Below are 14,720 nucleotides of genomic sequence, written 5' to 3'. Positions count from 1 at the left end.
TTGAATTCGAACTCTTTTTTTCGACTGAACAAATACTCGCCGGGAAATACTGCAATATTTTCCGGTTTTTTTGTTTTTACTTACTTACGGTTACTTCATACGTTTGGTTTACTTTGGTTATTTTATATTTAATATTAGATGATTTACTGATAACATCAAGAAACTGATCTATTGGTTCGTCTTTCAAAACAATTCCGGTAAATTTAATTTGCTCTAATGCTTTTTGTTCGAACTTCACATTAAAGTTATACCATCTCGCCATTTTGGTCAAAATGTTTTTCAGATTTTCATTTTCGAAATAAAACTTACCGTCTTTCCAAGAAGTATAAACAGCCGCATCAACATCGACTACACTTAAACCGGCATTTTTAGAACGAGCCTGTTGCCCCGGATTTAAAACCACAGATTGATTAACTCCTGAAACTTTTACTTTTCCTTCTGCCAATGTCGTTTCAAAATTATGATCTTCATCATAAGCACTTACATTAAAATGGGTGCCTAAAACGGTAACATTTCCAGATTTAGTTTTTACCGTAAACGGACTATGAGAATCTTTGCTTACTTCAAAATAAGCTTCTCCTTCTAAAGTCACATTACGTTTGTTTCCGCTAAACTCTACTGGATATTTTAAAGTAGATTTTGAGTTCAACCAAACTTTTGTACCGTCTGAAAGATTGACAGCGTAAATTCCGCCAACAGGAACAATCAAAGTATTATCTCCTATTGAAACTTTTCCGTTCAATGCTTTTGCATCATAAACTAAAACATGATTTACATTGGAAATGACACCATTTTTAGAAACAATTTTTTCTTTTTTAGGTTCTAAAGAAACTACTGTTCCGTCCGCCAAAACCAAAGTCGGATGGTTGTATTGCGGTTCAATGCTTTTTACAACAATTTTCTCGTTTGTTGCAACTTCATTGTTATTCATATAAAAGAAAACAGAAGTAATTCCTGCCAGCAATATCAGAACTGCCGCATATTTCCATATTCTTTTATAATTGAAAAGAGAAATTACAGGCGAATCTTCAAAGCCTAGTTTTTCTTTAATTCTTTCAAAAGCCACATCAGTATCGACCGCTTTATAAAATCTTTCTTTTCCTTTTAAAGTTTCTAAATCAATAACTTTTTGATAATATTCTTGATTTTTGGGTACAGAAAGCCACTCTTGCAAAAGAGCATTTTCTTCAATCGATAATTCTCCCGTAAGCAGTTCCTTTCTTATGAGAGCAGCGATTACAAATTCTTTCTTTCCTTGGGACATATTTTTTGATATTAAGTATCGGTTATTAACACTTTAAGTAAATGTTATATAACTAAGAGTACGAAACATCAAAAATGGGTGGAAGGTTTTTTGATTTTTTTTAAAGAAAAAGCAAAATAAATAAAAGTTCGGAGTGATTTTTAAGTTTTTCCTTCAATAATTCTATGGCGCGTGCGCGTTGAGACTTGACGGTATTAACAGAAATATTAAGCTGTTCAGCAATATCTTTATACTTCATTCCCTCTAAACAAGAAAGTTCAAAAACTTCTTTGCATTTTTCTGGCAACGAATTTAAAGCATCGATTAAATCAGAATATAATTCTTCTTCCAAAATATTAAAATCAAAATCTGCGGCTTCGTCTGAAAGTTTATGATCTAATTCTACCACTTTTTGCTCTTTTTTCAATGCTAATAAAGAACTGTTACGAACCATAGTGTAGAGATACGATTTTACATCATTTATCTTTTCGAACTTAATGCGGTTTTCCCAAAGTTGTAGCATAACATTTTCTACCACTTCTTCGGCTAGAAAATTGTCTTTTACAAAAGTATAACTATAGCTCACAAGTCTTGGATACAAAGAGTAAAATAATTCTTTGTAATAAGCTTCATCAATTCTAATATTTCCTTGTTCTGAGCTAATCTGAGTTTTTCTTTATTTGCGCAAATATAAATTTAATATCAACAAATCATCATTTTTGCCAAATAATTATCATCAAATTCCTTAAAGCACTGCAAAAAAGTAAGAATAAAATGCTTTTTTAACTTAAGTCAAAATAATTCGCAAAGTTCAAAAATGATCCATTACTAGATATACGTAATAATTTAATTTTTGTTTTTCGTAATATATCAACTTATCTCGTTCTGATTTTAGAGATAGAAATTAAAATAATCGATAAAATCACAAAAGCGATCAATACGAAAAAGCCATTAGAAAGCGCCGTTTTCATCCCCAATTTGGTAACATCTATAAAAGGATAAGGATAAAAATTGGTTAGAATTCCGTGGAAAAGAGTGTAGATAATATAAATAATTGGATAAACGAGCCAAAACAAAATAACCTTAAACGAAATTTTTTCAGGACTGACAAAAAATAACCAGTAAAAGAAAAACAAGACAGGAACAACGGTATGAAATATTTCGCTCACAATGAGGTGATGTCCTTTTAAATCAATTAATTGACGAAGCAGTAAATTGAAAACCATACCCACAATTAAGATATAAACCGTTATTGCAGTAATAGTGGTGCATTTTCTAAAAAAAGAATTCAATCTGCATTTTCCTCCAAACAACAATAAAGCGGTGCAGAAGAAAACTATCGTATTGGTCAGGATGGTAAAAAAGCTAAAAAAGCGAACTGCGGCGCTGAAAAAAGTAAATTCAGAACCTTTTAATAGCAAATAAAACTGTACAGGCAAGGCGTATAATTCGAGAGCAAAAATAATACCCAGCAAAATTTCCCCTTTTATTTTTGTGGTATTTTCTATTTCCATATTTCACTAAAAGTCAGCACACTAAAATAATAATTTTATTCTAATATTTATAGCACCCTTTTCTGTTTTTCACTTTCTGAAATTGTTTTTTCAAGTCGTGATAATTGCGTTTTTTCCTGCTTGGCACTCATGATCCAATGAATCATGACTTTCTTGTAAGATGGCGCTTGTTTTTCAAAAAATTCCCAAGCCGTTTTGTTTCTTTTAAACTCTTTTTCATAAGTTTCTAATAATGGAACTGGTTCTTTTTCATGCGAGTAGATTTTTGATTTGTTTTCTGTTCTAAAACTAAAAGCTTTCAAACCGGCATTAGTCATTAAACCTGCTTTAGTTAAATCTTCTATTTTTTGAATATTGATAGCGCTCCAAATACTTGAAGGTTTTCTTGGTGTAAAACGAATGGTGTAACTCTCTGCATCAATTGATTTTCTAACACCGTCAATCCAGCCAAAACAAAGCGCTTGATCTACCGATTCTGACCAACTCATAGAAGCTTTTTTACTGGTAACTTTATAAAAACCAACCAACAGCTCTTTTTCTTCTTTATGATTTTTCTCAAGCCATTTTCTAAATTCTGATTGGTTTGCGAAGAAAGTTGGTGTCATTTTTCTATTTTTTTATGATGAAAAATTATTATCGTAATTCAATACAACGCTAAATTACAAACTTCCGTTTAAATTGCTTTAAACGGAAGTTTTACTTTTATAAACAATAAGAAATCAAGAAATAACTTCTTCCTCATCCCCTTTCTTTCGCCAATAATTAGCCAATAAAGATCCCGAAACATTCATCCACGGACTAAAGACAGCCGAAGCCAAACCCAAAGTTGCCAGTTTTCCCATTGAACCTGCCAATCCAGAAGCCATGCCACCATTTTGAAGCCCCACTTCGAAAGCGATAGTCTGACTGCTCTTTTTGTCCAGACCACTTAACCTGCTAAGCCAATAACCAAAAAAATAACCCGCTCCGTTATGTAAAACCGAAGCTAAGAAAAGTAAAAAACCAATCTGAATTAAATTATCCCTTCCCGCTGCTGTGGTTACCAATGTAAAATAAATGATTCCGAACATAGAGAAATAAGGCATAATCGCATCTATTTTTGGATATACTTTATACAATAAATGATACAATGTACCAACGATAAAAGCGCCGCAAGTGAAATTGATTATTTCTAAAATATGTGAAGCCGTACTATCTTCAGCAACTGCAAATGAATTTCCGAAGAATAGGACAATCGCCAGCCAAACAGCTGACACGATAGTCAGGATATAAATTCTCTTTTTTGCCAGATTCCCATAATTTTTTAATATATCGTGAATCATTGCGGCTGCCAAAGGTACAAGGACAATTTTAATAATTTCCATCATCATATTGAAGAAATGAACTTCGACCATGGTACCTGCAAAAATTTTCATCAAAAACGGGGTCATTATTGGCGCAGCCAAAGTAGACATTGCCGTTACAGTTACTGACAAAACCAAATTCCCTTTGGCTATATATGTCATCACATTCGAAGCCAATCCGCTACTGCAAGAACCAATCAAGATAATTCCCGCTGCGATTTCAGGTTCAAAACCAAACGTTTTGGCAATTAGAAAACCCATAATCGGCATAATAGTAAAATGTCCTAATAAACCAATCAGAACCCCTTTTCCTGATTTTCGAATACCTGTAAAATCTTCAATGCTCATCTGTGTTCCCATTCCGAACATTACCATCTGAATTATAATCAAAATAAGCCATTTATTGCGCATATCGAAACTGCCTACGTGAAGAAAAAATTCGGGATACAGCAATCCTGCACAAACGGCAGTAATGATCCAAAACGTGTATTGATAACCGCTTAACATTTTCAGATGTCCCGCCCCAATAGCAATACTTGAAAAACCAAACAGCAATCCTAACTTCCATATTATATCCATTTGCTGTAACCAGCCAAAAGCAGCTGCAATAAAAAATATTGGGACAGCCCAAACAAAATATTTACGCATAAATTTATTACTTATTAAATATTAGTTTTTAAATGATGGCAATAAGCCAAATCACAAACCTTAACCCCGATTGAAGGGAAAATCCTTTTGTACCGAGATTCGGCACAAAAGATTGCAACGGAAAGCGGTAAGATTCTACTAAACCAGCTAATCTTTCTGCTCAGAATTTTATTTTAGAAATAAAGCTCCGCCAGTTTTTTCACTGCAATAGCTGGACTTGCCAAAATAGGCACTAGTTTTTCTTCGTCACTTAAGCCATCAACAACACGTGCCATTGAAGCCTGCGCCAAAACAATTACATCTACATCTTTCATTAATTCTTTCAGCGCTTTAGCAACCATTTCATCATGTTTAGCCGAATCTCCGCTCATTAAAGCTTCAAAAGCACCTTCACATAATTTCGAAGTAATTGTTGCATTTTTACCTGCCAATTCTGCTCTTCTTCTAACCAAATCACTGGTTGGTTCCAAAGTCGTTGGCAAAGTAGCAATTACACCAATTTTACTGCTGATCTGCACTGCTTCATCTGCCATTGCCTGATCTACACGAATTACTGGAACTGTTGCCAATGTCGCAGCCGTTTCGATCGCCACACCAATAGACGAACAGGTTACCAAAATCACATCCGCACCTGCAGTTTCGGCAGCCTGAATGTGGCTTACGACTCTTGCAGCAGTATTTGGCATTAGTTTTCCTTTTTTGATTACGTCTTTTATCAAGCTGTCATCCACTATATTGAATGTTTCAATTCCTTGTAAAAACTCATTGCTTAATTGCTGAAACAACGGAACCAATGTTGCCGATGTATGTACAAAACCTAAAACTTTTGCGCTCATAATTTTTCTCCTTTTAATACTTTTATAAAATAATCGGCGGTGCCCACTTGTCCGCCTTTAAAATTCATTTCTATTCCATTTACCCATTCATTGTCCGAAACTGCCTTGCAAAGCGGAGCTCCAGGAGCTATTGGCGCAATCATTTCCAGTGCCAGAATATCCAATTTCGAAGCAGCATAACTTGAAGTATCCCCACCTGCAAAAAGGATTCTTTTTATTTTGACAGCTTTTAATACTTCTTTCGCTATTTGTCCCAAAACGCTTCCGTAAATTGAACTGCATTGTTTCTGAATTTCATTTGCTGAAAAGCCTTTTGATTTAAAAAACAATTCGGTTTCTGCAATACGCTGATCGTTTGAACCTTTGCTAGTATGTAAAATGGTACTTTTGCCCTGATTGAAATTGTCAACAATTTGAGCAACGGTATTCTGTATAATTTCAGCCTGATTTTGAATAGCAACGGCTTTGCTTTCTAATGCGATTTCCAAAAATCCATTTTGTAAAGCATATTCAATTTGATCTGATGTTACTGGAGAACAGCTTCCTGATAAAACAAGTATGGGAGAAATTTCTCCTGCTGATTCAAATGTTTTTTGATTTCCTATAACTTTTTTGTCTTTCCAATCTAATCCCAAAGCCATTTCGATTCCAGATGAACCAACAGAAAATAATGTTTTTTCGGCCGCCAATTCATTAAAAACACTTCCAATCGTTTTTAGATGTTCCAAATTAAATCCGTCAAAAAACAGAATTTCACTTTTGTTATTAGCAACTTCTTCCAGAACTTTTTCAGAACCTTTTTCAATTGTGGTTAAATTGACAAGATTGATGGATTTCTGAGTTTGTTTTGCCAAATGAATCGTCAAATCCCCTTCCAAAGCAGGTGTCACAGGATGTTTACTCATAGACGGATGAAGGTCGATACGGTAAATTTCTCCGTTTCCAATAGTTCCCATTCGGGCAAAAAGATTTCCAAATACACAAAATCTTCCCAAATGTGGTGCTGACGGCGAAACCAAAACTGTTTTCTGATTAAAAACCTCACTTCCAATTTCAATTGCTTTTCCAATGTTACCAACGTGTGGTGCCGAATCGAAAGTAGAACAGACTTTATAATGAAAATGTGCGGGTTCAAAACTTTTCAGGTTTTCGAAAGCAGGAAAAAGTTCTGCTTCCATTTCCGAAGGCGACATTGATCGGCTTTTTCCAGCCAGACCAATTACTTGAATTTTTGGAAAGCGATCTAAGTCCTTTTGAGTCGGTTTTCGAAGAAAAAGAATGGTTTTCACTCCAGCCAATGTCAGAAATTCAAGGGCATCCGTAGAACCCGTAAAATCATCGCCATAATAAGCTAATAGCAATTTATTGTTTTTCATTACTTAGAAAATTTCTTTACTGATGCGGCAAATTCAGGATACTTCAAAGCAGTTTCTTCAACAGACAAACCTTCAACGGCTCCTGTCCAGGCTTGCTGTAATGCGTTTACTCCAGCTTTTGGTCCCATTGGATGTGCCAAAATACCGCCACCTGCCATATACAGCAAATCGGTAGTTTGGGTTCTTCGGTAAGTTTCTACTGCTTGTCCACCCCATTGTCCCGAAGAGACAACAGGCAAGATTTCATATCCGCCTAAAAACGGTTTCAAACAAGATTTTATGGACGTCACTACCGAATCATCCGATTCCCAAAATTTATTCTGAATTCCGTTAACGTGAAGTTGGTCGACTCCTGCCAGACGCTGAATTTTTTGATAAGCAGGAAATTCGATTCCCAATAAAGGATGGCGGTTCAGCATTCCCCAGCCATTTCTGTGACCGTGAATAACGAGTTCGCCCTGATCACATATTTTCTTCGTTCCCGAAAGCCCGACACTGTTGATGCTGATCATTGCACAGCTTCCTTTTTCCTTTATAATCAGATCATATTTTCGCTGCATCTCGTCAATTTCATCACTGATATTGAAAGCATACATTACTTTTTTACCCGTTTTTTGTTCGTTGTCACGAATAACTTTCATAATCGCTTTTACTCTTTCATCAAAAGGTGAATTAGCAGCAGATCCCATCAATTCATCATCTTTAATAAAGTCGATTCCGGCATCAATTAATGATTTTACCAAAGTCGCAGTTTCCTCCACGCTCATTCCTATGCTGGGTTTAATAATAGTTCCAATCATTGGTCTGTCGGTTACGCCACAAGATAATTTAGAGCCTTTGATTCCGAATTTAGGTCCTTTGAAATGATTTTGAAAAGATTCCGGCACTTCAAAATCCATTAGTTTCAAACCTGTAAATTGCGTGATTTCATATAGATTTCCTTGTAAAGTGCTAATTAAAACTGGCAGATTATACCCAAAATTTTCTATAGACCAGCTAACTTTTACTCTTGCTTTCTGATATTTTTTTCCAGGAATACTGCCGCCCGGAATGGATGGTTCCTCTGACACATCCAATAACTGAATATCCTCTACTCTTGCTGCAAAACGCTTTTTCAATTCTTCAGTTTCGCCCGGTACTGACACAAAGGTTCCCGAAGACTGCTCTCCCGCCAAAACCGCTGAAGCTTGTTCTACATCATAAGGGGTTTCAATAAGATATTCTGCAAAAACTCTTTCCATCTAGTATATTTTTAAAGAAATTCTAAATAAACGAATTTATAGGAAGTAAGTGTCCTGTAGTGTGAGGGTTGCGGAAGAAATCTGAAAATAGTTAAAGATTTCTATTTTTTTCTTCTTTTAGCTTTTAGCAAAAGATATAGAGGACAGCCAATTCTGGCAAGACTTCCAAAATAAATGTGGTTATGAACAAAAAACTCCATTATTTCTAATGGAGTTTTTTTAAGCTTTCTATTTTTTTAATTCACTTTAATATTGATTGACGAAATAGGAATTCCATTTCCAGTACTCGCTTTCAACTGAACATTCTCTTTCTTGCCATTCGATTGAATAATCACAACACATTTTCCGTTGAAAAGCTTGCAAGAATTGGCTTTAAAGGATTCTAAATTGGCTTGATAACCATTATCAACTCCAACTAATTTTCCTCCGCCCGTAACTTCAAAATTGATTAAATCCATTGCATTTGGAACGAAGTTTCCGTCTTTGTCTGTCATCGAAACCGTTACGTAAACTAAATCGTAAGTATCATTTTTAATCACTTTTTTATCTGCTTCTAAATTCAATTTAGAAGCTTCTCCAGCGGTTTTAATTTCTTTCTCTAAAACTACTTTTCCGTTCTTTCTAGAAATCGCTTTTAACGTTCCTGGTTCGAACTTCACTTTCCAAGAAATATGTAGATCATCATTTTGTTTTGATTTCTTTCCTAATGATTTTCCGTTTAAGAACAATTCTACTTCATCTGCATTATTGTAATACGCCCAAACGTTGATTTCCTGATCTTTTTTCCAGTTCCAATGCGGTAAAATGTGCAGAACTGTTTTATTCGACCATTCGCTTTGGTACATATAATAGACATCTTTTGGAAGTCCGGCTAAATCTACAATTCCGAAATACGAACTTCTTGCAGGAAACGGATAAGGATCTGGTTCTCCGATATAATCGAATCCAGTCCAGATAAAAGTTCCTGCCATGAAATCCTGACTTTTAATTGTTTTCCAGTTTTCCTCGTGTGTTGCTCCCCAATAAGATTTTATTTGATCGTAAGCCGAAACCGTCCAATCTGCATTTCCATCAAATGGAGCGCCATGTTTTACAGGCCAAGCTTGGATAATATCTGATTGATCGTAATGTCCACGTGTTTCTAAAGCTGAAACACTTTCTGAAGCTAATATTTTTTGCCCTTTAAACTTAGTTGGAAAATCTTTATAATCTTCATGTTTGTAATTGAATCCTAAAAGATCTAAAGCACCTGATTGATAAATGAAGTTTTTCTCGATTACATTTTCAGTCAAAGCAGAAGTTACGGGACGAGTAACGTCTAAAGATTTTACAATTTTAGCTAACTCTTTCGTAATCGCAATTCCAGTGCTGTCAAACTGCTCTCTAATTTCGTTACCAATACTCCACATCATAACCGACGGATGATTTCGGTCTCTTTTGATAAAATCTTCTAAATCCTGTTTGTGCCAAGCATCCCAATCTTTGTGGTAGTCGTTGGTTACTTTTTTCTTTTTCCAAACGTCAAAAGCTTCGTCCTGAACGATAAATCCCATTTCGTCGCACAATTGCATCATTTCTAAAGAATGTGGGTTGTGAGACATTCTAATCGCGTTTGCTCCCATTTCTTTCATCAAAGTCAGTTTTCTTCTAACGGCGTGAATATTTTCTACAGCTCCCAAAGCACCATTATCGTGATGCAGACAAACTCCGTAAATTTTAGTTGGAACACCGTTTAATGAAAATCCTTTTTCTGAATCGAAATTGAAATAACGGAATCCAAGCGGCGTTTCGTAATTGTCAACTAGTACAGATTTCTCGTAGATTTTAGTAATGACTTTATACAAATACGGATTTTCGGTATTCCATAATTGTGACTTTAAAACATCGAGGTTATGCACTTTTGTTTCAAATGTTTTAGCACCGATTTTTTCTGTAGAAGTCTTATTGGCTACTTCTTTATTCTTAGCATCTAAAATTGAAGTCACCAATGTAAATTCTCTGGCACTATCATTATCATTATTGATTGTAACTTCTAAATGCACTTTTGATTGCTTTGTTGAAACCTCAGGTGTAGTTACAAAAGTTCCCCACTTCCCTACGTGCAATTTTTCGCTAGCCACCAATCTCACATTTCTGTAAATTCCAGAACCAGTATACCATCTTGAGTTTGGCTGAGAATCATTATCGACCTTAACAGCGATAGTATTGGCTTGTCCATAATTTAAATACGGAGACAAATCGTAAGCAAATGAGATATAACCATTTGGACGAACTCCTAATGATTTCCCATTTAAGAATACTTCGCTATTCTTAAAAACACCATCAAATTCAATCGAAATTGTTTTGCTTTTCCAACTCGCAGGAATCGTAAAAACTTTACGATACCATCCTTTTCCAGCAGGCAAAAATCCTTGCGCTTGTTTGGTTTTAGCATCTTTATCGAAAGCACCTTCAATGCTCCAATCGTGCGGCAATTGAAGCGTTCTCCAATCTGATACGTTATAATTAGCATTTATCGCTTCGGGATAATCTCCTAATTTAAAGTTCCAATTTTTGTTGAAGTCTTCTACAATTCTGGCTTGTTTTTGTGCAAAAATTGATACCGAAAACAATAATGTAAGTGTAATTTTTTTAAACATATTTTTATTTTTTCTCTCGCAAAGTCGCAGAGTCGCAAAGTAAATTAAACCATATAAGTAATATAAGATAATTTAAGTTTTGTCTTAATTGAACTTATATTACTTATATGGTTCAGAAAAAAACTTTGCGTTTTTTGCGACTTTGCGAGATTATTTTATTTCTTTATAATCCTAAATTGTAGAGTTACTTTGCGTGGGCTTCGACTTCGCTCAGCCTGACAAACTAATACCTTTTCAAAAGAAACCTTTGTCACTTTGTTACTCTGTCACTTTCTACCTCCCACAAAAACCTACTGAAATTCAAAATTATCAATCAACAACCCTTTCAAATCATCTCCTTCCAAAGTAATTTTATACGTTCCTGCATTGATATAACCTCCTGATGTGGTGTTCAAAATTTTCCATTTTTCTGGTGAAGGGAAAAATTCAATAGTGTCATTTCGCATTAGAATTCCGTATGCATCTTCCATTTTGAATTTTACTTTCATTGGCGTTTCATTTCGATTCATGAAACGGAAACGCATTAAATAAATTCCAGCAACCCCTGGTTTTACTTCAAACTCAATACTGTTATTGGTCTTTTTAGTAAATTCAATATAATCCGCTTTTTTGAAATTTCCTTTTTCAATTCCTGTTCCAGTCGTTTTTGTTTTTTCTGCTTCTATGATTACGACAGGTCTTGAATCGTCTTTTTCGCCCATATCGTAAGTTGGAACTACTGCAATTGTCGAAATTGTTTCAGCATTATCAAAAGTGATCTTCTCCCCTTTTATTACTTTTTTAGTGAAAACATCAAAAGAAACTCCGTTGTTGTTTTTCGCTTTTTCTTCTATTTTCTTATAATCTGAAAGTCCTTTTAATGACTTTGATTTATCATCGACTAAAACAAAAATAGTTGATTCTTCTTTTGCTGTGAATGAACCTGAGGTTTTTGAATTAGCGGCAAACTGTAAATAATCAGCACCAAAAACTTCAGAAGGTAATTCGGTAAAAATAACTTCAGAATTAGAATATTGTTTCGAATTGATATCTAACCAAGAACCCATTTTAAAATCTTTAGCACCTAAACTTACATTCTGAATATTTCTTGGCGATTGATCCGCTGGTTTTACATTTTTATTTTTTGTTGCAATCGCAATCGCTGAAATAATCGCTTGTCCAGCTTTTACATTTGGAAATGAAATCACGATTTTTCCATTGACACTTTTTACAGTAAAAGTTTTCTTTAACGCTTTATCATGTCCAACTTCTGCCCAAATATCAAAGTCTTTTAAAACCGTATTATTGTTGATTGCTACATCAAACAAACGCCAGCCTTTGCAGTCTAATCCGCCACCAGTTCCGTACCAAGGTTCTGAGAAATACAATTCGATTACATATTCGCCGTCTGGCGCAGGAAATTCGTAACGCAGTTTATCAACTCCATATCTGAAATTCTGGAATAATTCTGGATCTTTTGTTCCGTTTACAGGATCAAAACTGCTTCTTTGACTTGCAAAAAAGTCTGGCAATTTTTCGAAATTATCTGTCCAAGATAAAGATCCCCAAGTGTTATGTCCGCTTTTGTGTGTGTCGGTTAACCAAGTATTTCCGTTACTATCTGTATATTCAGAAGCACCGCAATTTACTCTGTAGATATAATTTAAACCACTTTTTGCTTTTAAAATATCCGTTTTATCAGCAACTAAAGATTCCAAATTTGGCGCTTTCGGAAGAGTATTCAAAACAATATAATCTTTGGCAACTGCTTTTCCGTTTACATATCCAACTGCGTATAAAACATTGTATTGAATATTGACATTGTTAAACTGAAAATGCTTTCCAATTCCAGGATTTTTTTGTTTTCCAAGTGAAATTTTATTCACGTCATTAAACAATTCAACTTCGTCGCAATTCGAGTAAATATCGATACCACTTTTGATTCCCGCTTTTTCCCAACGGCTTGGCCAAGTGTGCGAAACGATATAAACCATCGGATTCGTTTTGTTTGAAGCGTAATTAGCACGATACATATAAAAGGCATCCATCGGCTCGCCCCAAATTGTAAAAAGTCCTTTGTAATTTACTGGGCCAACTTTATCAATATCTCTAAATCCTTCCCCGTTTTGAACACGTCCTGGGTTTTCGTGCGAAGCAAAAAGCCAATTGAATTGTCCAGCGATTTTATCTCTAACCGATTCAGCTTCTCTCACTTTAATTTCCATTAATTGAGAAAAACGATTTTCGCTTAAAGTTCCTTTTTGATCGAACTCACCTTCTGTATGTAAATCGGCAGAACGCCATGCACCGTATTCTCCATTTAATAATTGAGTCGTCATTTCTAAATGGTATTTCAACGGATCTCCGCCATACGTTCCTGACCAGTTTTGAACAACATTCCAATCTGTTCCTTCTCCACCGTTACAAGTCGTCACAATTCTTTGTGAAGCCGATAATGGGTCCATTTCACGTATAATCTGCGTACATTCTTCGGCAAACTCTTTCGGAATTGTACTTTCATTCTGCAAGCCCCACATGACAACTGAAGGACTGTTTCTGCGTTCTTTAACCCATTCTCGCAATAAGGTTTTGAAGTTTTCTTTGAATTCTGGTGTGTCATACCAAATATGTGCAGAAAACTGACTCCAAAACAAAATTCCGTTTTCGTCCAATTCTTTTTGATACAATAAATTATGAGGCTGATGTGCTTCTCTAAAAGCGTTAAATCCGCCAGCTTTAATCTGTTCGATTCTAGCGTGAATTTGTTCGTCTGAAAACGCATGACTATTTCCAATTTGATGTTCGTATTCACAAACACCATTTATAAAAACTGGTTCATCGTTAATAAAAAAACGATTGTCTTTTCCGTCACGACTCACAGGCCAGCTTACCCAACGAATTCCGTAAGGCGTTGTTAATTGATCGATTACTTTTCCGTTTTCGATAACAGAAGTAACCAATTTATACAAATACGGATTAGACGGCGACCACAATTTCGGATTTTGAATTTCTGGTAAAGTCTGAGCAACCGATTTTATTTCGCCCGAAGTATATTTAACCGAACTTTTTGAGCTTGCAACTTTCTTTCCTGAAGCATCAAAAAGAATATTTTCTATCGTTAAATTTCGATCTGAAGTCCCATAATTTTTGATTTCAGTCGTAGTCAATAAAATTGCTTTTTGTTTCGAAACCGATTTGTCATTCCAGATATGAACGCCAAAAGGTTCGATTCTAACATCGTTGGTAACGACTAAAGAAACAGGTCTGAAAATCCCCATTGGCTGAGAACCTTCTGAGAATCCCCATTCGCCAGAACAACCACCGCAAACCCAAGGAAGATCGGCTATAAAAGATGGATGTGATGCTTTTACCAAAATTTGGTTTTCTTTATCTAAAGAAACCACTTTAGTAATATCAAGCGTAAAAGTGGTTCGCCCACCTTTGTGTTCGCCCACTTTTTTTCCGTTTACCCAAACTGTCGCATAAGAACTAACGCCTTCAAAAAACAAAAAGAGCCTTTTTCCAGCCGTAGTTTTATCGAGTTTTAATGTTCTTTTGTACCATGCAGTACCGTGTAAATTTCCATGTTTTGTTCTCCTGAAACCATAATACTGATCCCAATTGTGAGGCACACTAACCTGCTGCCAATTGGAATCAGTTTTTGGATGGTCTACAAACCTCTCTTCCTGCACCGGAAGATTTTCCAAGATTATGGTTTCCCAAGACGAATTCAGAGAAATCTCTTTTCGAAATTTACCTGAATCTTTGCTCTGACTCCAAACAAAGCAAAGACTTGAAAAAAAACAAAAAATAAAAAAAACTATTCTGTTCATATTTTCTATTTCCTGCAAGGTTTTCAAAACCTTGTAGGTTTAATTTTAACGTTCATTTATAATACCTA

At 35.2% G+C, this 14,720-nt stretch carries 10 protein-coding genes; all 10 read right to left on the bottom strand.

Annotated elements, in window-relative coordinates:
* Positions 1-76 precede the first annotated feature (76 nt).
* The 10 genes from K6T82_RS05300 to K6T82_RS05255 all read right to left on the bottom strand — a co-directional run bounded on the left by K6T82_RS05300 (position 77) and on the right by K6T82_RS05255 (position 14,526).
* The gene (locus K6T82_RS05300; RefSeq protein WP_223704881.1) at positions 77-1,264 is read right to left on the bottom strand and encodes a FecR family protein; all 1,188 of its coding nucleotides are present in this window, start codon (positions 1,262-1,264) and stop codon (positions 77-79) included.
* 100 nt (positions 1,265-1,364) lie between these two features.
* Positions 1,365-1,880 carry an RNA polymerase sigma-70 factor gene (locus K6T82_RS05295; RefSeq protein WP_223704998.1) on the bottom strand — a complete coding sequence of 172 codons (516 nt, stop codon included), beginning with the start codon at positions 1,878-1,880 and terminating at the stop codon, positions 1,365-1,367.
* Positions 1,881-2,118: 238 nt separating this feature from the next.
* A complete protein-coding gene (locus K6T82_RS05290; RefSeq protein ID WP_223704880.1) occupies positions 2,119-2,757 on the bottom strand; it encodes a Pr6Pr family membrane protein in 639 nt (212 codons plus the stop codon).
* Positions 2,758-2,804: 47 nt separating this feature from the next.
* Positions 2,805-3,362 (bottom strand): YdeI/OmpD-associated family protein, encoded by a 558-nt coding sequence (locus K6T82_RS05285; RefSeq protein ID WP_223704879.1) that lies wholly within the window; start codon positions 3,360-3,362, stop codon positions 2,805-2,807.
* A 114-nt stretch (positions 3,363-3,476) separates the two neighbouring features.
* The gene (locus K6T82_RS05280; RefSeq protein WP_223704878.1) at positions 3,477-4,748 is read right to left on the bottom strand and encodes a bile acid:sodium symporter family protein; all 1,272 of its coding nucleotides are present in this window, start codon (positions 4,746-4,748) and stop codon (positions 3,477-3,479) included.
* Between the two features lie 173 nt (positions 4,749-4,921).
* Positions 4,922-5,584, bottom strand: a complete 663-nt coding sequence (locus K6T82_RS05275; protein WP_223704877.1) for an aspartate/glutamate racemase family protein — start codon at positions 5,582-5,584, stop codon at positions 4,922-4,924.
* Complete coding sequence (locus tag K6T82_RS05270; RefSeq protein WP_223704876.1) at positions 5,581-6,960, bottom strand: four-carbon acid sugar kinase family protein; 1,380 nt, start codon at positions 6,958-6,960, stop codon at positions 5,581-5,583. Before K6T82_RS05270 ends, K6T82_RS05275 begins: the two co-directional genes overlap by 4 nt.
* Positions 6,960-8,201, bottom strand: a complete 1,242-nt coding sequence (locus tag K6T82_RS05265; protein ID WP_223704875.1) for a ribulose-bisphosphate carboxylase large subunit family protein — start codon at positions 8,199-8,201, stop codon at positions 6,960-6,962. Before K6T82_RS05265 ends, K6T82_RS05270 begins: the two co-directional genes overlap by 1 nt.
* Positions 8,202-8,437: 236 nt before the next feature.
* On the bottom strand, positions 8,438-10,840 hold the full coding sequence (locus K6T82_RS05260; RefSeq protein WP_223704874.1) for a glycoside hydrolase family 2 TIM barrel-domain containing protein: 2,403 nt from the start codon (positions 10,838-10,840) through the stop codon (positions 8,438-8,440).
* Positions 10,841-11,130: 290 nt separating this feature from the next.
* Positions 11,131-14,526 carry a malectin domain-containing carbohydrate-binding protein gene (locus tag K6T82_RS05255; RefSeq protein ID WP_223704873.1) on the bottom strand — a complete coding sequence of 1,132 codons (3,396 nt, stop codon included), beginning with the start codon at positions 14,524-14,526 and terminating at the stop codon, positions 11,131-11,133.
* Positions 14,527-14,720 lie beyond the last annotated feature (194 nt).

The sequence above is a fragment of the Flavobacterium potami genome (assembly GCF_020026915.1).
GTDB lineage: Bacteria > Bacteroidota > Bacteroidia > Flavobacteriales > Flavobacteriaceae > Flavobacterium > Flavobacterium potami.
Note: the sequence above shows the minus strand (reverse complement) of the source record. Positions and strands in the feature narration are given on the sequence as shown.

Coding starts and splice junctions, on each gene's coding strand:
- K6T82_RS05290 (WP_223704880.1), bottom strand. CDS start 2,757: ATGGAAATAGAAAATACCACAAAAATAAAAGGGGAAATTTTGCTGGGT.
- K6T82_RS05260 (WP_223704874.1), bottom strand. CDS start 10,840: ATGTTTAAAAAAATTACACTTACATTATTGTTTTCGGTATCAATTTTT.
- K6T82_RS05265 (WP_223704875.1), bottom strand. CDS start 8,201: ATGGAAAGAGTTTTTGCAGAATATCTTATTGAAACCCCTTATGATGTA.
- K6T82_RS05275 (WP_223704877.1), bottom strand. CDS start 5,584: ATGAGCGCAAAAGTTTTAGGTTTTGTACATACATCGGCAACATTGGTT.
- K6T82_RS05270 (WP_223704876.1), bottom strand. CDS start 6,960: ATGAAAAACAATAAATTGCTATTAGCTTATTATGGCGATGATTTTACG.
- K6T82_RS05285 (WP_223704879.1), bottom strand. CDS start 3,362: ATGACACCAACTTTCTTCGCAAACCAATCAGAATTTAGAAAATGGCTT.
- K6T82_RS05300 (WP_223704881.1), bottom strand. CDS start 1,264: ATGTCCCAAGGAAAGAAAGAATTTGTAATCGCTGCTCTCATAAGAAAG.
- K6T82_RS05280 (WP_223704878.1), bottom strand. CDS start 4,748: ATGCGTAAATATTTTGTTTGGGCTGTCCCAATATTTTTTATTGCAGCT.